Below are 23,772 nucleotides of genomic sequence, written 5' to 3'. Positions count from 1 at the left end.
ATTATGCAAACATTAAAAACAACTCCTTTGTATTACGGCAAAAGTCCTGCACGCGGCGACTTTTTAAAAACAAAAGGTCAGAATGCTTTAATACAATTGCTTGATCAGTGGATTACTGAAGCATTGGAATACGCAATGCAATCGGCCAGCTTTAAAGAAGCTTATAACACGTTGCCTTCGCTCGACTTCTTTATTGCAAATCCGAAAGAAAATATGTTTTTAGCGGCGAACCTTCTTGCAAGTGAAGATAGTTCGGGTCGATCTTTTCCAATGGTTCTCAGCCATTTATTAGAAATTGATTTACCGTATGATAATTTGCTATATGCGCCATATAGCTATAAACATGTACTCGTTGATTTATTCCAAAACAATCGTACTTTAAAAGGAATTAAAGATTCAGATCTGTTACTTGGAAAATTAGGTCACTTACAAAATCAAATTCAGGTTTTAACTGAACGCGAGTGTGTAGGTTTCTATGAAAATCATACGATGCATTCATTTGCTCAATTAATGAAACTCAGTATTTATGAGTTAGCGCAAAGTATGATTGGGCTAGGATTATTACTTCAGCCAATTTTACAAAATGGAACCAGTCGCTTAAATAAAGTTTTAATTTTGCCTATTAATAATCCTGCTTACAGTTATGAAATAGCAGCCTTTTGGGTCAGTATTATTTGTCGCTTTTTAAAGGAACATAATACTGAGGTGTTGATAGGTTTGTTACATCGAGAACAACCCGTATTATTCTTCGGTTTTCAAGGGGCTGATATTTTAGCCCTGAGCGATATTTTTACTCAGAATATGGATAGTAAACATTGGGTTTCTTTAATAGAAGCTCAGTGGATTGATACTTATTTGGAGCAGAATGCTGGTTTAGCTACGCTAGAACAATCATTATGCCAACGCCAATTAAGTTTAAATCAAGGCTTAAAACTATTTAGACAGACTTTTTTGGGTGAATAATAATGAATCAACGAAATCAAACTAAACTTACACAGCTCATAAAAGGCTGTTTTATCTATGCAATAGCTAATTATGCTTTCGCTCAGCCTATTGTTGTAGAAGGTGTGGTTCCAAATGAGGCGAGTAAACAGGCCATCTTATTAAAAATGCAATCTGTTTATGGTGCTGATCAGGTAGTAGATAAAATACAAGTGAGACCTGTAGCTGCTCCAAATGGATGGAGTGATTCTGTTACACGAGTTATTACACCTGACTTAAAAAAAGTTTCACAAGGTAAATTAAGCGTAAATGGTACTCGATTTGAGCTAAGTGGAAAAATGCTGAATCCAGCAGATATTCAACCTACTATTCAATCTTTTCAAGGGTTAATACAACCACCATATCAACTGTATTCACAGTTATCAGTCAATCAGGCTGAGCAGAAAATCATTGATGACGCACTTAAAAATCGAATTATTGAGTTTGAATCTGGTAGTGCGGTTTTAACTGATGCGGGTCAAAAAATTCTAGACGAGATGGCTGTTGCCTTGAATAAAGTAGGAGGCAAAAAAGTCAAAATCGTAGGACATACAGATAGTTCAGGTGATGCGACTAAAAATTTGAAACTTAGCCAAGATCGTGCGTTAGCAGTAAAAAACTATTTGATTAGTAAAAATATTCCTGCCGACCATTTATCTGCGGAAGGTTTAGGTTCATCTAAGCCTGTTGCAGATAATACTTCTCCAGAAGGCAGAAAGAAAAACCGTCGAATTGAGTTTACTGTTCTATAAATATAAGGAGAAGAACATGGCTAGCCCTTACATTACGATTGGATGCCCAACAACTGGTGGAGGGCAAGTCATTTCAGGAAACAGTACATTTTTAATTGATGGAATTGCAATTGCCTGTGTAGGAGACAAGGCGACTTGCCCGTTACACAAAATAGTTGCAACGATTGTATCGGGAGATCCGAATATGCTTGTCATGGGTAAATCAGCAGCACGTGTAAATGATTCATTATCATGCGGCTGTAAATTATTGCCAAAACAGAGTTTAGTTAATCAAGGATAAGGGCCGAGATATTTTTATATAGATATAAATATCTACCAAAACATATTAACGCTTGAAATGATGAGTAGTTTGTCTGATAAAGCTGAATTTTGTTAATATACAGGCATTATGATTTTAAGCATTAAATTATTTAAAAATATTGAGAGTAATGATGAGTAATTTAAAAATTTTAATTACAAAACTTTCTACAGTTGCGCGAACTGCTTTAGAAAAATCGGCTAATGCTTGTGTTATTCAACAAAATTATGAAATTGAAATTGAGCATTTATTCTTAGAGTTACTTAATCAATCTTTAGAGAATGATTTAAAGATTTTATTAAAGAAATATAAAATTTCATCTGAAGCTTTGGCTGATGATTTAAAAGAAACAATTTCTCAATTACCGAAAGGTAATTCAAGAACTCCTATTTTTGCTAAATCTATTGTTCGTTTGTTTGAACAAGCATGGTTATTGGCTTCGGCTGAGCAAAATCCAGTTATTCGCAGTGGTCATTTATTAGTTGCGTTATTAACTGCACCTGATTTATATCAAATTGCGACTCGTGCTTCGAGTTTATTTGATCTCTTACCAATTGATTCAATGAAACATAAGTTTCTTGAAATTTGTGAGAAGAGTGTTGAACAACAAGATGAAACAAAAGCATCTTTAGGTGAAGCTGAAGCAACAGACGCGAATGTACCAAATACTAAAACTGCTAAAACACCAGCACTTGATCAATATACGATTAATCTCACTGAAAAAGCAAAAAAAGGCGGTATAGATCCAGTTATTGGGCGTGAATATGAAATTCGCCTAATGCTCGATATTTTAATGCGTAGACGCCAAAACAACCCAATCTTAACTGGAGAGCCAGGCGTTGGTAAAACAGCTGTGGTCGAAGGTTTAGCTTTAAAAATTGCTCAAGGTTTAGTGCCTAATGCCCTAAAAAACGTGCATTTACATGTATTAGATATGGGACTTCTACAGGCAGGTGCAAGTGTTAAAGGCGAATTTGAAAATCGTCTAAAACAAGTGATTCAAGAAGTTCAAGCCTCGGTTCATCCTATTATCTTATTTATTGATGAAGCGCATACTTTAATTGGTGCAGGCGGACAAGCTGGGCAAAATGATGCTGCAAATCTTTTAAAACCAGCACTTGCTCGTGGTGAGTTGCGTACTATTGCTGCGACTACTTGGGCAGAATATAAACAATATTTTGAAAAAGATGCTGCATTGAGTCGACGTTTTCAGGTGGTAAAAGTAGAAGAGCCAACCGAAGAAGTTGCCGTAGATATGTTGCGCGCGATGATTCCTGTCATGCAGCAGCATTTTAAATTACAAATTGATGATGAGGCGATCGTTACAGCGGTTCACTCTTCACATCGATATATTAGTGGTCGTCAACTTCCAGATAAAGCAGTTAGTGTTCTTGATACGGCAGCAGCACGTGTTGCGTTGACCCAAAATGCCCAACCTGTAAAGCTTGATCAGTTAAAGGCTCAAGAGCATAACTTAAAGCTTGAACAGCAAATTTTGGAAAATGAGCATCGTCAGATTCCAATTCATCATGAACGATTAGAAACTTTAAAAGCTAATTTAGAATCTTTGCAAAAAGAGATTCATGAAACTGAAGAGCAATGGAAAAAAGAATTAAAACTTGTTCATAAAATTCAGGAATTAGAAGCACAGAATCATTCTAATGAAGCTGAAGCTTATGATCAGATTAATTTACTGCGTAAAGATCTTGCTGAAATTCAAGGCCAGCAACCATTAGTATTTGAAAGAGTAGATTCTCAAATCATTAATGAAATTATTTCTGATTGGACCGGAATTCCTGTTGGAAAAATGGTTAATGATGAAATTAAACAAATATTAACGCTTGAAGATAAATTGGGCGAGCGTGTAATGGGGCAAGATTATGCACTTACACAATTAGTTCAGGGTATTAAAACTTCAAAAGCAAGACTTGAAGATCCGAATAAGCCACAAGGTGTATTTCTTTTGGTAGGGCCAAGTGGTGTCGGTAAAACTGAAACTGCATTAACTTTAGCAAATGAATTATATGGCGGTGAGCAGCATTTAATCACTATTAATATGTCTGAATATCAAGAAGCACATACTGTATCCTCGCTTAAAGGTGCACCTCCTGGATATGTGGGATATGGTCAAGGTGGTGTTTTAACAGAAGCTGTTCGCCGCAACCCTTACAGTGTTGTGTTGCTTGATGAAATTGAAAAAGCACATAGTGATGTTCAGGAACTGTTCTATCAAGTATTTGATAAAGGTACTTTAGAGGATGGTGAAGGACGAGTAATTGATTTTAAAAACACCACTATTTTGTTGACTTCAAATGCTGGCTCAAGTGCGATTATGCAAGCGTGCTTAAATACGCCTGTAGAAGAATGGCCTACAGCTGAAGAGTTGATTGATCATTTAAAACCAAGTTTATATAAGCAATTCAAGCCTGCATTTTTAGGCCGAATGAGAGTTGTGCCATATTTCCCATTGCATGACGATCTACTTGTACGAATTATTAAACATAAGTTAGGCAAGATTACAGCAAGAATTGAAAAACAATACGGTACACAAGTCCAGTATTCTGAAGATTTGGTAGAGCTGCTTTTAAGTCGCTGTACAGAAGTCGATAGTGGTGCACGTAATGTTGATAATATTTTAAATTCTACGGTGTTACCTGCATTGGCTACAGAAATTTTAGTAGCTTTAGCAGAGCAAAAGTTGCCAAAAATTATCATGATTGATGCTAAAGATGACGAAATTCAATATTTACTAGATCCGGTTGCAAAAGCTGCTAAAAAAAGGACCAGTAAAAAGTTGAAGTCAGAAGTTTAAAATTGAATAGAGCTAAAATTAGATGAATATTGATATTTCTGAACTCCTTGAACCCATTAGTGATAGCTTACCTTGTGGTGATGACTTTTCATTTTCTAATGAATTTCATGAAATCAAAAAGGCGAAAACACAAGATGATCTATTGCTAGATCAAGGCGATTGGGTTGCTGAGCGAAAACAAGCCGACTGGGATTTTGTATCAAATAAAACGAGTGTTTTGCTAAAAGAGAATACTAAAGATATTCGTCTATTAACTTGGCTCATAGAGGCTTGGACTCATCTTTACGGTTTTGAAGGTATGGCGAAAGGCTTAACTTTAAGCCATACCATGCTTAATCAATACTGGCAGGAAATTCATCCTGTTATTGAAGATGATGACTTAGATCAACGCATTGGTTTATTACAGGGTTTAATTAATCAGTTGCCTGGCTTGTTGAAGAAAGTCTCTTTAACCAATACAGTGCCTTATTACAATTTGCTTGATTATGATAATTTTCTATATCACGAGAACATTCGTCGTAAGCAAACTGAAGAGTACGATAGTCAGTCGGGACCATCAGAGTTAGAGCAGTTCGATCAAGCTATTTTTAATACGTCTAAAACTTTTCAATATTCTAATTATCAAGATTTTAGCTCAGTCTTAACCGAGTGGGATGTTTTAAAGCAAACCCTTGACCATTTAATGGGACTCGACTCACCAAGTTTTGGTGCAATTGATTCAGCATTTGAAACTATTCACAGCACATTACGCAAGATTTATAAAGCAGAAGCTTTTGGTACTGGGCTTACGCCAGTCCAAGAGCAGGCGACTGTCATCACGAGTTCATCTATGGAAAATCAAGTGCCTGTACAAGTTGTTTCTGATCAGCCTGCTTTTCAGCCTCAAGCTCAAACACACTTGGCGAACCGTGAGCAAGCAATGAAAGTGCTGCAAGAAATCGCGGATTACTTTCAGGCAAATGAGCCTCATAGTCCTGTGAGTTATATGCTTCAAAAAACCATTAAATGGAGTCAAATGCCGTTACATGAATGGCTAGCGCAAGTCATTAAAGATGAGCATCCATTACAAATGGTTCAGGAAATGTTAGGTGTGCAGCCTAAAAATGAATACGAATAAAGATTGGTAAAGACATATGTTTAAAGCTGAAAAAGTCCTGTGGGGCGAAGGTTTATTTTTAAGACCTCAACATTTCCAAATTCAAGATACCTACCATGAACAACGCTTGAATCATACGGTTCGTGCGGTCGTACCTTTTTCATATGGTATTCAGAAATTAAGTTTCGATGAGGCTCAATTGAGCACACATATTCTTGCTCTTGAGTCTGTAGAGATGATCTGGCAAGACGGTGAAATTTATCAGGCACCTGCATATGATTTATTGCCTGAGCCAATTTTATTGGATGATCTTAATTTACGTGGTGAGATGCTAATTTATTTAGCATTGCCACTCTTACAAGCGAACAAGCAAAATCTAATTGATCAAAACCAAGCACAAAAGGGCAGATATCAATCACATCTTGTCGAAACGCATGATCTATTTACGAATGCTACTGAAGCAGATATCAGTTTGCTACGCCGCCGTGCTGTTTTTAAATTATTAGATGTACATAGTAATCCAGACCATAATCTAGATGGTTTCTTATATCTACCTATTGGAAAGATTAAACGTCAAAGTTCGGGTGCTTTTGAAATTGATCGAAAGTTTATTCCACCAATTTTGCATGTGGATGCATCTGAAACACTTATTTCAAATTTAAAAAGAACACTGAACGTTATTAAAGCAAAAATTAAGACGATTCAAACCAATAACCGAGAAAATGAACAGAAATTAATTGAATTCCGTTCAGGTGATATCGTTTCGTTCTGGTTGGTAAATGCCTTAAATACAGCTCATGCTGGTCTAAATCATTTTGTGCAATATCCTCAAATTCATCCAGAGCGTTTGTTCTTCGAATTATTGCGTTTAGCAGGTTCATTATTAACATTCTCGACGGCATATGATGTCGATCAGTTGCCTGCCTATAAACACCATAACTTACAAGAAAGTTTTTCGCAGTTAGACACGATTCTACGTGATTTGCTCGATACGATTATTTCGAGTCGTTACATCAGTATTGCGCTTAAAGAAATCCGACCTTCATATTGGGTGGGAAGTCTTGAGACCGATAAGATTACTCGAGATACTCGACTTTATATTGCTGTATCAAGTAGCGCAATGCAGACACATGAGTTAATCCAGATTGTGCCTTTACGATTCAAGATCGGTAGCACTTTAGATGTAGAACAACGTGTAGTTGCTGCATTGCCTGCGATTCCATTGCATCACTTAATTCAAGTTCCAACTGCAATACCAGTACGTTCTGGTGTGAGCTATTTCGAAATTGAACCACATCATGAGCTTTATCAGCGCATGTTAGATTCAGAAACGATTTGTATTTATGTTCCGGCTGGTTTCCAAGATATCAGTATTGAACTGATTGCGGTCATGAACGCTTAAGGATAAAGGAGAGAAAAATGTCACAATCCACAGGTGCTCCTTCTTTATTTGATGATGGGCAAATTGGAACGGGCGGTAACAATAATAGCCAGTCTCAAGCAAAACTACAGGCAATCAATCTTATTGATTTATTGCATGACGGCTTTTATTTAGTTTTCTTGATTCGAAATCAGTATGTGCCAGCAGATGCTCAGCAGTTTCGTGAAAAAATCTTAAATTTACTTAATCAATTTGAGCAACAAGCCAAAAAGTTACAATTTTCAGCTGATGATATTCATGATGCTAAATATGCATTTTGTGCTTTGATTGATGAAACGATCGTAACGCAACAAGACCCAAGTTATTTTAATTTGCAAAATGCTTGGTTAATTAGCCCGTTACAATTGAGCTTGTTTGGTTCTCAGTTAGCCGGTTATCGCTTCTTTGAAATATTGGAACAACTACGTAGCCGTGGAAAAGAGCGTCTAGCTGCTTTAGAAGTATTTCATTACTGCCTTTTATTAGGTTTTCAGGGTAAGTACCGAATCGAATCTACGGAAAGTCTCAACCATTTAGTATCAAGAGTCGGTGACGAAATTGACTATTTGAAAGGAAAAAAGGTTGCCTTTTCGCCGTTCTCGGCCATTCCCGATCAGATACGAAATATTATTCATCGCGAAGTGCCTTTCTTTTGGATTTTGATCTTTTTATTGATTTTTGCATTGCTTACCTTTGCAGGGCTAAGATTTATGCTGAATAATCAAAATGATAAAGCATTATCTAATTATCAAAATGTGATTTCTGCTCCTCAAGAGCAAGCACATATTACAATTTATTTACCTTGATGATGGTACGAAATGGCTCAGGAAAAACCAACTTCTATTCGAGTTTTACAATCGAATAAAAAAAAGCCGAAATCACCAATACTTTATATTGTCATTGGTGTTATTGCCGGGGTGTTTGTTAGCATCTCGCTATTCCTGTTCTTGTCTCAACCGCATTCGTCAGAATCAACAGCAATTGAGAGTAAATCAACAGAAGAACAGATCTTAAATCAAGAAACTACTCATTCTTCTGATGAACAAAATCAGGTTGCTGTCAGTCAAGACAACGAAACAGATTCAATGAGCCGTGATGGTTTTGAACAACCTAAAGATAATGAATTAAGTAATATCTTTAAACCTGCTCAGCATAAGCCTGCTACTGTCAATCAACAGCGAGTTTCTCCATTTGACGAACAGCTCACGGGTGAAAAGAAAGTTCAGGTTGTGCCTCAACTACAGACGAGTGCAGCTAAAACGGCTCAACCGAAGGTACAGCCGGCTCAGCAAAAGCCAGTGACTAAAACGCCGCAGCAACAAGTGGCACAGGCTAAACCTGTTGTTGAGAATAAAGCTCCAGCCGAACCCGAAGCTGAGGTTGAACCACCTAAAGCATCGGTAGATATTAAAATTACACGAAGTCCTTTTGCTGTGAATTAATGAACAAATGATGATTTTTCTCATTTTCTTTTGCTTTACATGCTTAGCAATTGGTTTAGCGTTTTTAATGTCTTATGAGCTAAGGACGAGAAGCAAAGATTTTGTTTTGTCATTACTGCCGCAAGGCCGTAAACAGCTTAATCAGGTTAGACAATTTGCTCAAACAATGAATCAGGCGGCTGCGCCTGAAAAGCTGCAATCCCATTGGCATTTACAGCAGTGGTGGATTGTTATTGCGGGCTTTTTCTTGTTTGCCAGTATTTTAGTGTTTGCTTTTACTCGGCCTATTAGCTCAACTCGAATTGAAGCTGAATATCTCAAAAAAACAGATCCTCAAATCTACGCGCTTTTGAACGGTGAAATATTATCACCACCACCAGAAGTGGATGAAAGCCTAATTGAAGCCGCAATTGTAGAGGCTACACAATTAGAGCAACAATATTCTGCTCAAAATAGTGGAACCATTAATTCTTCACCTATTGATAATACAAGTTTTGATGGGCGAGCTATTTTAGATACCAGTTTAGTAGATCGTAAATGGAGCAAAATGAACCCGCGTTATAAGCAGCGTTTACTCATGGTTTTTAAAATCATGAAAGAACAATATGGCTATGAGTTGGTTCTATTAGAGGGATATCGTAGTCCTGTACGTCAGAATATGTTGGCAGGTAATCCGAACACGACAAAAGCAAAAGGGTATCAGAGTTATCATCAATTTGGTTTGGCAGCAGATGTCGCCTTTAAACGAAATGGAAAAGTGGTTATTTCTGAAAGAGACCCTTGGGCTATGCAAGGCTATCGTTTATATGGGCAAGTTGCTGAATCAGTTGGGCTTACATGGGGTGGACGTTGGAAATCTATTCAAGATTATGGCCATACCGAGTTCCGTATGCCGGGCTTAAAAAAAACACAGGAAATGGCTGAAAAACTGATCGCTGAAAGTTTGAATGAAGTAAGTTAAACACTTATTGATGATTGAAAACGTTCTTGTAAAACAGTTGTCATCTTGTCTACAAGCTGGGAAATGATCCCAGCTTTTTCCCATGTATAAATTGAAACAACCATAGGGGGGACAGTCCCTAATGAATCATATCGACGTACTCGACGTCCATGGGTTGTCGCCACAGGCAATAAAGATAATCCTAAGCCAGTTTCAACACTAACTAACACGCTTTCTATGCTACTACCCGTAAAGGCAATATACCAACGTCGCCGTTCGCGCTCTAACGTTGCGAACATCTCATCCCGATAAAGTCCGCCTTGAGGAAAGGTCACTAAACTCATGGGATCAGACCATATCGTTGTTGAATTCTCGCTTTCAAACCATGCCATTTCTTCTGGGAATGTAGCGTGGTGATCAGCACTGGCCGCAGGTTCTTTGACAATAATAATATCGAATTCACCATTCCGATAACGTTCTGTTAAGTTGCGACTTAATCCAGAGGTTACGTCTAAACGAATGGAACGATGCTCTTTAGCAAATATACCAAAAACTTCAGCCATTGCTGGACTCATCATATCTTCTGGTAAACCAATACGAATGGGAATACTTCCTGCCGGATCTTTAAGTAGCGCTTCAGCTTCCTGCTGAAGGGTCAAAATCCTTTGCGCATAACCAATGAGATATTCTCCAGACACCGTCAATTTGAAAGGCCGTGCTGTCCGATCTATAAGCGCATGACCGACGGATTCTTCAAGACGAGCTAACTGCTGACTAATTGTTGATTGAGTCAGGTGTAATCGATCGGCAGCTGCAGTAAAACTGCCAGTTTCAAAAATAGTGACGAAAGCACGTAAAAGGCGAGGATCAAACATTATTAGGTACTGCCATGCTTAAAAGCTGATGAAATAAGTATTCATAATCTTAATAGTATCGATTAAATAATTTAATTTCCAAATACTTTTGGTGAAGCTTATTCTAATTGCAAAATGTTTTGCCATAAATTTCTATTGGGAGGCCACCATGCGTAAGTCATTGTTATGGATGAATCTGATCGTCGCGCTGGGGACTTTGAGTTTTACAAATATGACAAATGCAATGGGTGAATATCCTTTACATCAGGCAGTAATAAATAATGACACTCAATCTATTAAACAGATTTTATCTCAAAAGACCTTAATTGATGAGCGAGATGAAACAGGTTCCACTGCTTTGATGGTCGCAACAAGAGCAAATAATGTACATGCTGCGCATATGCTGATAGAGGCTGGCGCTGATGTAAATGCAAAAGACAATATTCAAGACAGTCCATATTTATATGCTGGTGCACAGGGATATTTAAAAATTCTAAGAATGACACTCATGCATGGTGCCGATTTAAAAAGTATTAACCGTTACGGTGGGACTGCGCTCATTCCAGCAGCGGAACGAGGCCATGTTGAAACAGTTCGTACATTAATTGCCGCTGGTGTAGATGTTAATCATATCAATAATTTGGGATGGACGGCATTGCTTGAGGCCATCATTTTGGGAAATGGAGAACCCAAATATCAACACATTGTAGAGCTTTTATTAAAAGCAGGTGCTGATCCGCACTTGGCAGATAAAGACGCGATAACTCCCTTACAACATGCGCGTTCACGAGGATACCGCGAAATTGAAAAAAGACTTCTTGCAGCTGGTGCAAAATAGAAAGTGAGAGTATGTGATGGAAAAAGGTGAAAAGTTTTTACGTAATGCGATTGAGCTTGCCTATAACAATATTGAAAAAGGTGGAAGACCATTTGGCGCTGTGGTTGTAAAGAATGGAGAAGTTATTGCTTCAGGTGTAAATCAGATTCTGACAACGAATGACCCAACTGCACATGCTGAATTACTGGCGATTCGTGCAGCCAGTCAAATTTTAGGATCTGCCAATCTAGAAGGCTGCTCTGTGTATGCAAGTGGACACCCATGCCCAATGTGTATGGCAGCAATGCGTTTAGCCGGTATAAAGTCGGTGAGCTATGCTTATTCTAATGAAGACGGAACACTATTGGGTCTGTCTACAGCCGATATATATATTGAGCTTGCCAAGCCGTTTGCTGAGCAATCAATGAAAATTCAATATATACCGATCAGAGTTGAAAACCGCAATGATCTTTATGCGCATTGGAAGAATTATCAAGCCAATCATTCAGGCTCAGAAGAATGAAGCAGTCTGGAGTTTTTTTGACTCGTCCCATGCTTGTTGTAACGGTAGCTTTGGTGGGCCTTAATTTAAGACCATTTATCACAAGTATTGGACCATTGATTGCCAATATTCGAACAGCCACAGGCTTAAGCTTACAAGGGGTGGCACTGCTCACTTTGCTACCGATGATGCTTATGGGAATCGTTGCATTTGTTGGGCCAGTATTGCAAAACTTTGTCGGTGAGCGAAAGGCTATTCTTGGTGCATTGCTGACCATTTGTGCGGGATGTGCTTTCCGATTTTTATTTCCTACTGCCGAAGGATTAATTCTTAGTGCCATAGTGATTGGATTCGGAGTCGCGATGATACAAGCGGCATTTCCTGGCATGATCAAAAGAGAATTTAGCCAACATATTGGTCCGATGATGGGTCTTTACTCAGCCATGCTTATGGGCGGTGGTGCCTTAGGAGCATGGTTAGCGCCTGTAGTTTCAAATATCACGGGTTTATGGTCTATTGGACTGTCTTTTTTTGCAGTTCCAGCTTTGTTTGCATTTATATTGGCGCTGGTTTTTTTACCTACAAAAGCTAGCTCATCCATTCATCGTGCGCCTGTAAGAAAGCTATTAAAGCAACCTCGAACTTGGTTATTAATGGCTTGCTTTGGGCTTGTAAATGGTGGCTACTCATCAGTCGTAGCTTGGTTAGCGCCTTCTTTTCAAGATCATGGTTGGAGCGCAGCACAAAGTGGGAAATTACTTGCTCTTCTGGCCTTGAGCCAAGCAGCTTCAGCACTCATTTTGCCTGTTTTAGCTAGGAAATATAAAGACCGACGTCCATGGTTATGGTTTACATTAGCAATGCAGATGGTTGGTTTTTCAGGAATTGCTTTTATGCCTGAGTTTGCCGCTATGCTTTGGGCAATTTGTTTGGGCGCGGGTTTGGGAGGATGTTTTGCATTAACGCTTATAGTTGCATTAGACCATTTTGATGAACCCATTCATGCAGGTGCTTTATCTGCACTGATGCAAGGCGGTGGTTTTTTACTGGCAGCAATTCCGCCGTGGATTATTGCAATTTTGCATGATTTTACCGGGGCTTACAAAGCAGGATGGCTTTTTCATTTAGCCAGTGTGATATTGGTTGTTATTTTAGTGATTAGATTGGCTCCCAAAAGTTATTTTAAGATGAGTCTGTAAAATGTTGAGTTGGCCGAGATTCTTTTTATAAAGAATTACTGATGCTAAAGCACAAGCAAATTAGGAAATAGTGATAGGATAGAACTGAAATTTTTCCGCTCCTAAATGAATACAACAATATTTGATTTCTATGACTTCTTCTTTAAAACAGCTCACTTTATTTAATCAAGGCTTAGGAAAAACCAGTCGATTTACAAAAGGTGTGGATGGCACTTTACAGGCGATTGAGCATTTAGGATATGTACAGATTGATACCATATCGGTTGTAGAGCGAGCTCATCACCATATATTGTGGAGCCGAGTGCCTGATTATGATTTAAATCATTTAAATAGTTTGGTTCGTGAGCGCCAGATTTTTGAATATTGGTATCATGCTGCGTCTTATCTTCCTATGAAAGATTATCGCTATGCGCTGCCTGCCATGATGTCTGTTAGGAAAGGGGAAAGTCGTTATTTCAATAGAGGTGATCAGCACCTTATGAATGAAATATTGGCGCGTGTTCGTGCCGAAGGTAAAATTCGACTGCGAGACATTGATAAAAATAATAAGAAAAGTTTGGGAAATTGGTGGAATACAGGTCCAGGTCGCCGTGCTTTTGAGCAGTTATATATGCAGGGTGATCTGATGATCTGTGAGCGTAATGGAATGGAAAAAGTCTATGATTTGACCGAACGCTGCCTACCTGAAAATATTGATTTAAGAATGCCCACGCTTTATGAATATGCGCAGTATTTATTTAATAATACGCTTCGAGCACATGGGGCATTTACATGGAAGCAATTAGTTCATTTAAAGAAAAATGATTTAAAAGAGGCTATGCGTGTTGTGCTAAAAGAGCAGGTTGATGCTGGTGTTGTATCAGCGGTTAAACTTGCCGACGGTCAAACCCTATATGTGGATGTAGCTGCAATAGAACAAAAGCTTACTACTGATTTTGGTTTAAAAATACTTTCGCCTTTTGATAACTCACTTATTCATCGTGACCGCTTAACTTCTTTATTTGAGTTTGATTATCGAATCGAATGCTATGTACCAGCAGCCAAACGGGTATATGGTTATTTTTGTTTACCTATTCTTTATCAAGATGAGTTAGTAGGTCGACTAGATTGTAAAGCTCATCGGTCTATCAAAGAATTAGAAGTGATTAGCCTGCATCTAGAAAAAACAATCAAAGATAAAGAGCATTTCTTTTTTGAACTAGATCAAGAGCTCAAACATTTCGCAGCATTTAACCAATGTTTAACTGTTAATGACAAAGTGATTAAGCTTATTCGTACTAAAATTTAAACACCAAAAGCACTCCAGCTTTTGGTGTTTTCACTTTATTAGTTCAAGGACATACGATATTCAATAATCCCTGGTTTTTGTGCAATCCAGTCATAAAGCTTTTGTGCTGTTAGATTGGTTTCTTGAGTATGCCAATATAAACGGTCACAGTTGTGTTCAATTGCTTGCTTCTGCACATATTCAATAAGTTGCTTACCAATGTGTTGTCCACGAACTTCGGGTGAAACATAGAGGTCTTCTAAATAACAATAATTATCTTCTGCCCATGTTGAACGATGAATAACATAATGCACAATTCCCAAAACTTGCTCGCCTTGTTTGGCAACAGCACAATAAACGGGTTCATTTTCATTGAAAAAGCGTTCCCAAGTCACTTTTGTGACATGAAGAGGTAAATTTACCTGATAAAAATTTTGATAAGCAAGCCAATATTTTTCCCATTGTGAATAGTCCTGCTGTTGAACTGGGATGATTTGAATATCTTGATTTTGCATAATAATTACACTCTATTTTAAAGTAATGGAAAATGGACAACTAGAGTGTAGTTTTGATAGTGGTATTTTTATAAGGTACACTTTTGATATTTTTTACAGTACCAGTTTTTTATGGCAGCTTCGATTTCGGCATCTTTCCCACATTTGATTTTGCCAAAAGGTCAGATTAAAGACGGGCTATATTCGGCTTTGCGTGATGCTATTTTAGATGGAAGACTATCTGCCGGAACAAAATTACCCTCAAGTCGTACCCTAGCAGAGATGATGTCAATTTCAAGAAACTCTGTATTGGCAGCTCTTGAACGATTACTTGATGAGGGGTATTTATTTACCAAACCAAGTTCGGGGACCTATGTTGCTGAGGTTGTGCCAGATCAGTTAATACATGTTCAAGAAAATTCAAAAAAAACGTCTAAAAATAATCATCAATCGTTAAATATTAATCCGAATATTGAAGCTTTATTGGATTCATGGCGAGAGCAGTCGTGGTCAAGTCAAAAGAAAAAAATGTTCCATGTAGGTGTAGGTTGTGTTGATTTATTTCCTCATCAACTTTGGGGAAAGTTATTAAATCAAGCTTGGCGGCAGTCGTATTACCAGCTTGGTCAATTTCACGACCCGCGTGGCTATCTGCCTCTACGTCAGGCAATTTGTGAATATGTCCGCTCCACCCGAGGGCTGAACTGCAACGAAGAGCAAATTATTATCGTAAATGGGACACAGCAAGCTATTCATTTAACGGCCTATGCTTTACTTCAAGCAAATGATGAGGTGTGTTTAGATGAACCAGGGTATGACGCTGCTTTTAATATTTTTAGAAGTTTTGGTGCACAGGTAAATTTAATTGAAAGTGATGAAGAGGGAATGCAAGTCTCTGACATTATTCATCGTTATTCAAAAAGCAAACTGGTCTATACCGCGCCTTCACATCAGTTTCCTGTAGGTGGAACCTTAAGTCTCGCCCGCCGTTTTTCGTTACTCGATTGGGCATCTCAACAAGGGAAATGGATTTTTGAAGATGACTATAATAGTGAGTTTCGCTACGGCACACATCCTATTCAAGCTTTACAAGGTTTAGATCAGCAGCAAAGAGTTATTTACTCTGGTACTTTTAGCAAAATGATGTTTCCAGAGTTTCGGTTAGGATTCATGGTTGTACCTGAAGCATTAATCGAAACATTTAGTGCAGCTAAATACTATACCGATGTTCGAAGTTCTTATTTAGAGCAAGTGGCTTTGTCTCAATTTATACAAAAAGGTCACTATGCTCGGCATGTACGTAAAGTTCGAAAAGCTTGCTATGAGCGCCAACAAGCATTAATTAAAGCTATTGATGAGCATCTTTCAGATGTGCTTAGTGTTCAACCTACAGATTCAGGTATCCATGCAGTGTGCTGGTTAAAAGGTAAGTGGACAGAGCAAGAATTTATTGATCAGTGTTTAGCTCTAAACTTAGCTGTTCAACCACTATCAAGATATTGTCAAATGCCAAACAAAAAGGCCGCGGTACTTTTTGGCTATGCAGCCCACACACCTAATGAAATTATTGAAAACATTCAAAAAATTGCACAACATTTACAAGAAAAATAATAGCCTAAGTTTTGTTATTTAGATAAATTTAATCGTTCTTTAAATGCTTAAATACGAATTTGTATGATGATCAATTGGTTATATGAAAATAGAGATGTTATTAAAATTTTTAAAAATTAATTTTAATTAATATTATTTTAAGCTAGCACAATTAATCTAACTACATCAAAGCTTATTTAGTACACCTTTTGGCCACATTCTCCAGATGTGGCCGTTTTTTTATCAAAAATAAATATAGTTCCGAATAACTTAATTAATTCTTAAAGAGAAATAAAAATTAATCTTCTTCCATGGCATTACTATAAAATTTAACACCCAGTTTAATACGATCACGCCCATTACCCATACGCCAGCGATTAGTATCTCTTAAAGAATATACACAGCCACAATATTCTTGTTGATAAAACTCTTCTCGTTTACTGATTTCAATCATACGGCTTGAGCCACCGTTTTTACGCCAGTTGTAATCCCAGTACTGAATTTCAGGATAGTGCGCAGCAGCACGAATTCCGCAATCATTGATTTGTGCCATATTTTTCCAGCGAGAAATTCCTAGCGAACTACTGATGAGACTAAAGCCGTGTTCATATGCGTAAAGGGCAGTTCGTTCAAATCGCATATCGAAGCACATGGTGCAACGAATACCACGTTCGGGTTCATCTTCCATACCTTTTGCTCGAGCAAACCAATTGTCAGTGTCATAGTCTGCATCAATAAACGGAATATTATGCTTTTCGGCAAAACGAATATTTTCTTCCTTGCGGATGAGATATTCTTTTACTGGATGAATATTAGGATTATAAAAAAATATTGAAAATTTAATGTCTGATTCAATCAATGCTTCCATAACTTCTCCTGAACAAGGAGCACAACAGGAGTGAAGTAATAATTGATCATGTCCAGATGGGAGTTCTAATTTTAAACGTTGAGTTGACATAATAAAAAAATTAAATTGTAATGCAATTCATTATATATTTATTTTTTATATAATGTGAAATGAATTATTTTCAATTTTACTGTGAAATTAATTTAATGTTATCTATTAATATATTTAATGCTAAACTAAATATAATGAAATAAATATTGTACCAAATATTGAAGTCATCTTTATAATTAGCCTTAAGGTTATTGTTAAATATACTATATGATTAAATAAATTATGGATGGGTTTTATATATTTTAAAATAATAAAACTTAAATATTTTTTGATAAGTGATTGATGTATCTGAATATAATTTTAAGTTTTTATTGTGATATGTGTCACAAATAAACCTTATTTTTTCAATTAAAGTATTTCTTTAGATTTATATCTTTAATAAATTTATACTATAAAATTCAGTGTGTTTTTTTAATTTAAGCGTGTGATAATTTGAGATATGAAAGATTGGCAATGTAAGTATTGTAATGGTTACATTATGGTTAATCATTCAAAGATTAGCGTAGGAGAAAAAGTTTACTTTTTGGTATATAAATTTGATGCAAAGAATGAAAGGAAAAAATTATATAAAAAGGGAATTGTGATTGCACGTCACGATAATATACTTCACATTGAATCACGTAAAAAAACTTATAAGATCGAGCAAATTAAAGTCTATCCATTAGGTGCACCAATGCCTTTCGTTTACAACATGTTTTGGATTTGTGGATGTCCGTGTACTCTACAAAACTAATTTTTTAAATTTAACTGATAGCAAGTTATTTTATAAATAGAACTGGATTAATCATCAGATCCATTTTTTGTCTTTTGCTTTTACAGATAAGAACTATAGCTTGATAAAAGCGGCACACAAATATAACAAAACCCGTGTTATTTATTTGACAAAACAAAGACGTACTCTTATAAACCTCAAGTAAAGTTGAGGTCAATTGTGATGAGTGAAAATAAAAAAGCAGACCCTAGTCGCGTTTTGACTGTGGGTGAAGTTGCAAAAAGGAGCGGTGTTCCTGTTTCAACCCTTCATTTTTATGAAGCAAAAGGCCTTATAAAAAGTATAAGAACGAATGGTAATCAACGTCGCTATCCCTTAATTATTTTGAGATATATTGCGATTATTAAAGTTGCTCAAAGAGTAGGTATTCCTTTAAATGAGATTAAAGAAGCTTTGAGTCAGTATCCGATTGGTAGCAAATTAACAGCTAAGCAATGGAAGGATTTATCGAGTCATTGGCGAGAAAATTTGGATGATCGAATTCAAAAGTTAACTCGGTTAAGAGATGAGATGGACTGGTGCATTGGCTGCGGTTGTTTATCGTTAGAGCAATGTCCATTAAGAAATCCTGAAGATATTTTAGGACAAGAAGGATCAGGGCCCAGAATTTTAGAAAGACCTGAATAGAATAGTTCAAAAAATGGCTTTTAATTGGGAATATCTTAATTTCCAATAAATTAAATTTATTTTGCTATAACATTCAAGTGAGTTTTTTATTGTAAACAAGTCATATGAAACATGAATTTTTTTGATATCTTTAGTTTTTTTAGTAAGAAGCAAAAAATTATGAAAAAAACTATCTTTCTTGGCTTAGCGCTTGTTTCGTTAACGGCTTGTTCGTCTGTACAACATAAAGATTCAACTCCACCAAAAATTGGTTCACCAAACCCAGCTAGTCAATATTGTGTTGAACAAGGTGGCAAATTAGAAATTAGAAATGAAGCAAATGGTCAGGTGGGGTATTGTCATTTACCAAATGGCCAAGTTGTTGAAGAGTGGAAATTATTCCGTGATAACCAAGCGAACTGTGTAGCAGAAGAAGCTCAAAAATTAGTGGGGCAATCTGGCCTGACTGATGATCAAATTAAACAAAAAACTAAATCAGAAATTGTGCGCACAGTAGCTCCAGGTCAACCAATGACAATGGATTACCGCACAAACCGAGTTACAGTTACTATTGATCCTGCTTCTAAGAAAATTACTCAGGCAACTTGTGGTTGATTTGTTTAATTAAAGTTTGTTAAACCAAATCTTGAAGTACAAAAGCCTGTTGAAATGCAGGCTTTTTTATGACTTTAATTTTGGGAATAACGAATGACTGGATACTCTTTTTGTTGAGGCAGTTGTTGCAAAGCCTGATTAATTTTAATGAGAAAAATATCAACTTTATCTTGGCTTGGATTGTTGGTGTTGTATGAAGCTCTTTCTTGATAGTTAATTCCACATCCAATAATTTTCATATTTGCGGGATTAAAGCTCCAGTCATTTTTATTTTTGATCGAGATATCTAAATCACTATCACATTCTTTCCAGAGTTTTAAAAATTGATTGGAATATACAGCGGGAGCTTCTTGTGCTCGGTAGGCTGTAAATCCTTGCATTTCAGAGTTAGCAAATTGAAGGAGATGATTGGTGGGCATTCCTCCCCAAAGCATAGCGCTATCTTTTGGTAACTTTATTCCTGTTATATGTTCTTCTTTAAGGGGGGCAGTTTGCTCATCTTTCTGTTTGGACTTTTGAGATTTATAAACTAGTTTTGTTCCAACAGGAACTGTTACGCCTTTGACTTGAGTGATTTGTGTTGTATAGAAATAAGGCGAAGTATCACGGTTACAGCCTGTCGGGTTATAACAGCCAATACAACCACTTAACAATAAAACCGGAAAACTTAAAATACTTAATTTGAAAATTCGATCCATTTTTCTTGTCTTTAATTATGTCTAGAAATTTAATATATCAGCATTTAAATCAATAATAAAAAAAAGCCCCTAGCGGACTAGAGGCAGAAAAACATCAGATGCAAGAACAGGTGAATTATGCATCTGAGTTAAGTAGGTTGTATCAAACCATGGAAAGCACTTTACCAGCAAAAATGAATAAAAATAGGGAGGTGCGACTAATGGCTAATGTTCTACGGTTGTTTTTTAAGCGCCTATAAACTCGGATTTAATTTCTATTCTGAGCACTATTTTTTAAATTCCATAAATTTTTACATCCAATTTTAAAAAAAAATATGAGTTAAATTTTGCTTTTTAATTCGATTATTAAAATTAATATTTGTTTTATATGAATTTTTTCGTCGGTAAAGAATTTGGAAAGGAAGACTATTCTTTTTGTTGTATATCGTATACGATATATGAAGAATGATTAAGCAGCTATTAATCCCATTCCATAACTTTTGAGATGGATTAACTCGAAAGTACGACTACCAAGAGTTTTATTTGTATTACTGAGGAATAATTATGAGTAATATCTTCACAGGATGTATCCCGGCGCTAATGACCCCATGTACTCCTAACCGTGAGCCAGATTTTGACGCGCTTGTGAAAAAAGGGCATGAGCTGATTGAAGCTGGCATGAGTGCGGTAGTGTATTGTGGTTCTATGGGTGATTGGCCTTTATTGACAGAAGCTCAACGCCAAGAAGGTGTAGCACGACTTGTTGCTGCTGGCATTCCAACAATTGTTGGTACTGGTGCAGTTAATTCAAAAGAAGCAGTTTCTCATGCAGCTCATGCAGAAAAGGTAGGTGCACAAGGGCTTATGGTTATTCCACGTGTACTATCACGCGGGGCATCACCAGCTGCACAAAAAGCTCACTTTTCTGCCATTTTAAAAGCAGCTCCAAGCTTACCTTCGGTGATTTACAATAGCCCATATTATGGATTTGCAACTCGTGCAGATTTATTTTTTGAATTACGCCGTGAGTTTCCAAACTTAATTGGTTTTAAAGAATTTGGTGGCGCTGCCGATATGCGTTACGCAGCTGAATTCATTACTTCACAAGATGATTCAGTCACTTTAATGGCTGGTGTAGACACTCAAGTTTTCCATGGCTTCGTCAACTGTAATGCAACTGGTGCGATTACAGGGATTGGTAATGCTTTACCTAAAGAAGTTTTACTGTTGGTTGACCTTAGTAAGAAAGCTGCAGCAGGTGATGCAAAAGCCCGTCGCTTAGCACAAGAGTTATCAAGTGCATTAGAAGTTTTATCTTCTTTTGACGAAGGAACGGATCTTGTTCTTTACTATAAATACTTAATGGTACTTAACGGTGATAAAGAATATACCTTACACTTTAATGAGACTGATGCATTGAGCGAATCGCAACGTAAATATGTTGAAACTCAGTATGAGTTATTCCGTACGTGGTACCGTAACTGGTCAGCTGAAATCTAAGTAAGTATTCATAAAAAAGAGGCTAACAATTCAGCCTCTTTTTTTATTTCTATGGATTACTTTTTGGTCAAAACAATAACGCATAGGAAAATGAGAATTAAACCTAAATAACTATGCATTGTTAAACTTTCACCCACTACAACAACTGCTAATAATGCTGCAACTGGAATCTCAACCAAAGCTAGTGTCATAGCTTGACTTGCGGGAATTCGTTTAAGACCAAAGCTAAAAAATAAATAGCCTAAAAACATAGGAACAATCGGAATATAAATCGCAACCCAAATGTTAGTTGGGTAATCAAAAAGGTTTTGTGCTGTAAAGAATAATGTAGGTAGTAAAAGCACTGCAGAGATACCAAAAATCACTCCCATGGCAGCTCTTGAGTCGACATCTTGGCGAATTAGGTTTCTCATTATCCAAGAATATGTTGCGTAGCTCAGGCTAGAGAGTAAGCCAAAAAATACCCCTAAAATACGATCAGATTGTATGATTTGATGCTGCGCATGATCACCGGCATAAGAGAGTAAAATAATTCCTAAAAAACCGAGAATAAAACTGATGAGCCATTTTAACGAAAGTTTTCGTTTATCTAAAATCCATTCCAAAAGCACTGAAAACAAAGGCGCACAACCAATAGAAATCACGGTGCCAATAGAAACACCAGCCAAAGAGACAGATGAATAAAATGCAAATGGACAAAGAATTGAAACAATGACCGCAATCAAAACTTGGGATTTATAGTTAAATAGTTTTTGGTAATTTTTTTTAATGGCTTTTAAGCTTAAAAGCGTATGAATTAATCCACCGAAGCCAACAGAAATGGTAGCAATTACAAGTGGACTAATGCCTTTTGCAAAAGATGCCGCTGTACCTGCCGTACCCCATAGAAAAGCAGCAAATAGTACAGATAAGAAACCCGTATAATAATTCAGGGAAAATTTTGCTTCTGTTGGCGTACTCATATGAAGTGACTCAAACTTTAAAAGTTTTATGCAGCATGATTTTTACAAGATAAAAATTTTATCTTGCAGACAATAATTTAGCTAAACGGATAGGAATCTTTTTGACAGTTACCCATCAAGAGAACAGGGTAGTATGCTGCTATTTATTATGATTTGCTTGGTTAGATACAATAAAATGATGACGATTTCAGCATAGTCTAATAATAGTTTTGTGAATTAAATGGTATAAAGTATACTTTAGCTATTAATGTAGTTAAAAATTATTAGCTCTAATAAGTAGAGAAAATGAGTTTTAGCAGCATTAAATAAAGGTAAGCCGTGCCGAAAATAATGCTTGAAAAGCAATGATTTCATTATGGCGGATGAATAAAAATTATCATCCTTTTATTTGTGTCATATTTTGAGGTTAAGAGAATATTCGTGACGCTACCATCTTTTAATGTATCAAATCTTGGTGCAATGCCTTCGGTATCTGAAGTTATTGTCAAATATATTAGAGAAGCAATTATTGCAGGGCATATTGCTGAAGGCGAACCGATTCGTCAGGATGAAATTGCCAAACTTTTTAATGTCAGCAAAATTCCGGTACGTGAAGCCTTAAAGCAACTTGAAGCTGAAGGTTTGGTTGAGTTTATAAAAAATCGTGGCGCAATTGTGACCCGCATCTCTGAAGAAGAGTTGGCACAGATTTTTGAAGTCCGAGTGATGTTGGAAACGAAGCTGATTCAGCTCGCCGTGCCGAATATGACGGAGGAAACTTATAAAAAGGCAGATGAAATTTGTAATGCCTTTATCGATAACATGGATATTGGAAGCTGGACCACACTCAATTGGCAGTTACATGCATGCCTTTATGAACCAGCACAACGGCCCTATATGCTTGGATTAATTCGTTCTATTTACGATAAGATTGAGCGCTATTTAAGATTGCAGATGAATGTTTCCGAAGGCAAGTCGCGTGCAAATGATGAGCACAAAGAAATTGTGAAAGCCTGTAAAGCCAAGGATGTTGATTTGGCGGTTAAGTTAATTGAAGAGCATATTAATGGTGTTTGCCAATCACTTTATGAGCACTTACCTCACCATAAAAATGTGAAAAAATAAGCGCTCGATTCTTAATCATTTCAGTGTTATTTAAATTAGGCCAATGGCCTAATTTTTTTGTCTTTAGTTTAGCTGAAGCAAGTTTTCACTATGCTGATTTCGTCATAGATTCAT

At 36.8% G+C, this 23,772-nt stretch carries 24 protein-coding genes; 19 read left to right on the top strand and 5 right to left on the bottom strand.

All coding sequences use genetic code 11. The annotated features are described in order from the left end of the window. Positions 1-3: 3 nt before the first annotated feature. The 9 genes from tagF to MJX77_RS17395 all read left to right on the top strand — a co-directional run bounded on the left by tagF (position 4) and on the right by MJX77_RS17395 (position 9,762). Positions 4-963: a type VI secretion system-associated protein TagF gene (gene tagF / locus MJX77_RS17440; RefSeq protein WP_252059860.1), complete on the top strand. Its 960-nt coding sequence runs from the start codon at positions 4-6 to the stop codon at positions 961-963. A gap of 2 nt (positions 964-965) precedes the next feature. Continuing rightward, entirely contained in the window at positions 966-1,733 is a 768-nt protein-coding gene (locus MJX77_RS17435; protein ID WP_252059859.1) for an OmpA family protein, read from the top strand. A 16-nt stretch (positions 1,734-1,749) separates the two neighbouring features. After that, the gene (locus MJX77_RS17425; protein WP_005304032.1) at positions 1,750-2,013 is read left to right on the top strand and encodes a PAAR domain-containing protein; all 264 of its coding nucleotides are present in this window, start codon (positions 1,750-1,752) and stop codon (positions 2,011-2,013) included. A 148-nt stretch (positions 2,014-2,161) separates the two neighbouring features. Next, entirely contained in the window at positions 2,162-4,843 is a 2,682-nt protein-coding gene (tssH, locus tag MJX77_RS17420) for a type VI secretion system ATPase TssH (protein WP_252059857.1), read from the top strand. Between the two features lie 22 nt (positions 4,844-4,865). After that, entirely contained in the window at positions 4,866-5,960 is a 1,095-nt protein-coding gene (gene tssA / locus MJX77_RS17415; protein ID WP_004793180.1) for a type VI secretion system protein TssA, read from the top strand. 16 nt (positions 5,961-5,976) lie between these two features. After that, entirely contained in the window at positions 5,977-7,341 is a 1,365-nt protein-coding gene (tssK, locus tag MJX77_RS17410; RefSeq protein ID WP_005304041.1) for a type VI secretion system baseplate subunit TssK, read from the top strand. 17 nt (positions 7,342-7,358) lie between these two features. Further along, complete coding sequence (gene icmH / locus MJX77_RS17405) at positions 7,359-8,165, top strand: type IVB secretion system protein IcmH/DotU (RefSeq protein ID WP_004793176.1); 807 nt, start codon at positions 7,359-7,361, stop codon at positions 8,163-8,165. A 12-nt stretch (positions 8,166-8,177) separates the two neighbouring features. Beyond that, complete coding sequence (locus MJX77_RS17400; RefSeq protein ID WP_252059855.1) at positions 8,178-8,801, top strand: hypothetical protein; 624 nt, start codon at positions 8,178-8,180, stop codon at positions 8,799-8,801. Between the two features lie 7 nt (positions 8,802-8,808). Next, positions 8,809-9,762, top strand: a complete 954-nt coding sequence (locus MJX77_RS17395) for a M15 family metallopeptidase (protein WP_252059854.1) — start codon at positions 8,809-8,811, stop codon at positions 9,760-9,762. Here the strand turns inward: MJX77_RS17395 and MJX77_RS17390 are convergent. Further along, positions 9,759-10,616 (bottom strand): LysR family transcriptional regulator, encoded by an 858-nt coding sequence (locus MJX77_RS17390; protein WP_252059853.1) that lies wholly within the window; start codon positions 10,614-10,616, stop codon positions 9,759-9,761. The two genes, MJX77_RS17395 and MJX77_RS17390, sit on opposite strands and share 4 nt — an antisense overlap. Positions 10,617-10,764: 148 nt before the next feature. Here MJX77_RS17390 and MJX77_RS17385 point away from each other — a divergent pair, with 148 nt between their 5' ends. From MJX77_RS17385 to MJX77_RS17370, 4 genes are all read left to right on the top strand, one after another. Continuing rightward, positions 10,765-11,433: an ankyrin repeat domain-containing protein gene (locus tag MJX77_RS17385; protein WP_252059852.1), complete on the top strand. Its 669-nt coding sequence runs from the start codon at positions 10,765-10,767 to the stop codon at positions 11,431-11,433. 16 nt (positions 11,434-11,449) lie between these two features. Then, positions 11,450-11,935 carry a nucleoside deaminase gene (locus tag MJX77_RS17380; protein WP_252059851.1) on the top strand — a complete coding sequence of 162 codons (486 nt, stop codon included), beginning with the start codon at positions 11,450-11,452 and terminating at the stop codon, positions 11,933-11,935. Then, positions 11,932-13,113: a cyanate transporter gene (locus MJX77_RS17375; RefSeq protein ID WP_252059850.1), complete on the top strand. Its 1,182-nt coding sequence runs from the start codon at positions 11,932-11,934 to the stop codon at positions 13,111-13,113. Before MJX77_RS17380 ends, MJX77_RS17375 begins: the two co-directional genes overlap by 4 nt. A 130-nt stretch (positions 13,114-13,243) precedes the next feature. Continuing rightward, the gene (locus tag MJX77_RS17370; RefSeq protein WP_252059849.1) at positions 13,244-14,401 is read left to right on the top strand and encodes a winged helix-turn-helix domain-containing protein; all 1,158 of its coding nucleotides are present in this window, start codon (positions 13,244-13,246) and stop codon (positions 14,399-14,401) included. A gap of 38 nt (positions 14,402-14,439) precedes the next feature. Here the strand turns inward: MJX77_RS17370 and MJX77_RS17365 are convergent, their stop codons facing one another. Beyond that, positions 14,440-14,895, bottom strand: a complete 456-nt coding sequence (locus MJX77_RS17365; protein ID WP_252059848.1) for a GNAT family N-acetyltransferase — start codon at positions 14,893-14,895, stop codon at positions 14,440-14,442. 111 nt (positions 14,896-15,006) lie between these two features. Between MJX77_RS17365 and pdxR the strand changes: the two genes are divergently transcribed. Further along, a complete protein-coding gene (pdxR, locus tag MJX77_RS17360) occupies positions 15,007-16,485 on the top strand; it encodes a MocR-like pyridoxine biosynthesis transcription factor PdxR (protein WP_252059847.1) in 1,479 nt (492 codons plus the stop codon). 277 nt (positions 16,486-16,762) lie between these two features. Here the strand turns inward: pdxR and MJX77_RS17355 are convergent, their stop codons facing one another. Next, a complete protein-coding gene (locus MJX77_RS17355) occupies positions 16,763-17,422 on the bottom strand; it encodes an epoxyqueuosine reductase QueH (protein WP_111854934.1) in 660 nt (219 codons plus the stop codon). A 439-nt stretch (positions 17,423-17,861) separates the two neighbouring features. On the opposite strand from MJX77_RS17355, the gene MJX77_RS17350 reads away from it, so the two are divergent. The 3 genes from MJX77_RS17350 (at position 17,862) to MJX77_RS17340 (ending at position 19,415) form a co-directional block, all read left to right on the top strand. Then, on the top strand, positions 17,862-18,155 hold the full coding sequence (locus MJX77_RS17350; RefSeq protein WP_013198273.1) for a hypothetical protein: 294 nt from the start codon (positions 17,862-17,864) through the stop codon (positions 18,153-18,155). 198 nt (positions 18,156-18,353) lie between these two features. Further along, positions 18,354-18,821: a redox-sensitive transcriptional activator SoxR gene (gene soxR, locus MJX77_RS17345; RefSeq protein ID WP_192833586.1), complete on the top strand. Its 468-nt coding sequence runs from the start codon at positions 18,354-18,356 to the stop codon at positions 18,819-18,821. A gap of 159 nt (positions 18,822-18,980) precedes the next feature. Continuing rightward, positions 18,981-19,415, top strand: a complete 435-nt coding sequence (locus tag MJX77_RS17340) for an I78 family peptidase inhibitor (RefSeq protein WP_013198272.1) — start codon at positions 18,981-18,983, stop codon at positions 19,413-19,415. 74 nt (positions 19,416-19,489) lie between these two features. Here MJX77_RS17340 and MJX77_RS17335 read toward each other — a convergent pair whose 3' ends face one another. Further along, positions 19,490-20,113 carry a hypothetical protein gene (locus MJX77_RS17335; RefSeq protein ID WP_252059846.1) on the bottom strand — a complete coding sequence of 208 codons (624 nt, stop codon included), beginning with the start codon at positions 20,111-20,113 and terminating at the stop codon, positions 19,490-19,492. 543 nt (positions 20,114-20,656) lie between these two features. Between MJX77_RS17335 and MJX77_RS17330 the strand changes: the two genes are divergently transcribed. After that, a complete protein-coding gene (locus MJX77_RS17330) occupies positions 20,657-21,592 on the top strand; it encodes a dihydrodipicolinate synthase family protein (protein WP_013198270.1) in 936 nt (311 codons plus the stop codon). A gap of 56 nt (positions 21,593-21,648) precedes the next feature. Here the strand turns inward: MJX77_RS17330 and MJX77_RS17325 are convergent, their stop codons facing one another. Continuing rightward, the gene (locus MJX77_RS17325; protein ID WP_252059844.1) at positions 21,649-22,554 is read right to left on the bottom strand and encodes a DMT family transporter; all 906 of its coding nucleotides are present in this window, start codon (positions 22,552-22,554) and stop codon (positions 21,649-21,651) included. A gap of 420 nt (positions 22,555-22,974) precedes the next feature. Here MJX77_RS17325 and MJX77_RS17320 point away from each other — a divergent pair, with 420 nt between their 5' ends. Continuing rightward, positions 22,975-23,658 (top strand): GntR family transcriptional regulator, encoded by a 684-nt coding sequence (locus MJX77_RS17320; protein WP_000174668.1) that lies wholly within the window; start codon positions 22,975-22,977, stop codon positions 23,656-23,658. The last annotated feature ends 114 nt before the right edge of the window (positions 23,659-23,772 follow it).

The sequence above is a fragment of the Acinetobacter sp. AHP123 genome (assembly GCF_023757925.1).
GTDB lineage: Bacteria > Pseudomonadota > Gammaproteobacteria > Pseudomonadales > Moraxellaceae > Acinetobacter > Acinetobacter oleivorans.
Note: the sequence above shows the minus strand (reverse complement) of the source record. Positions and strands in the feature narration are given on the sequence as shown.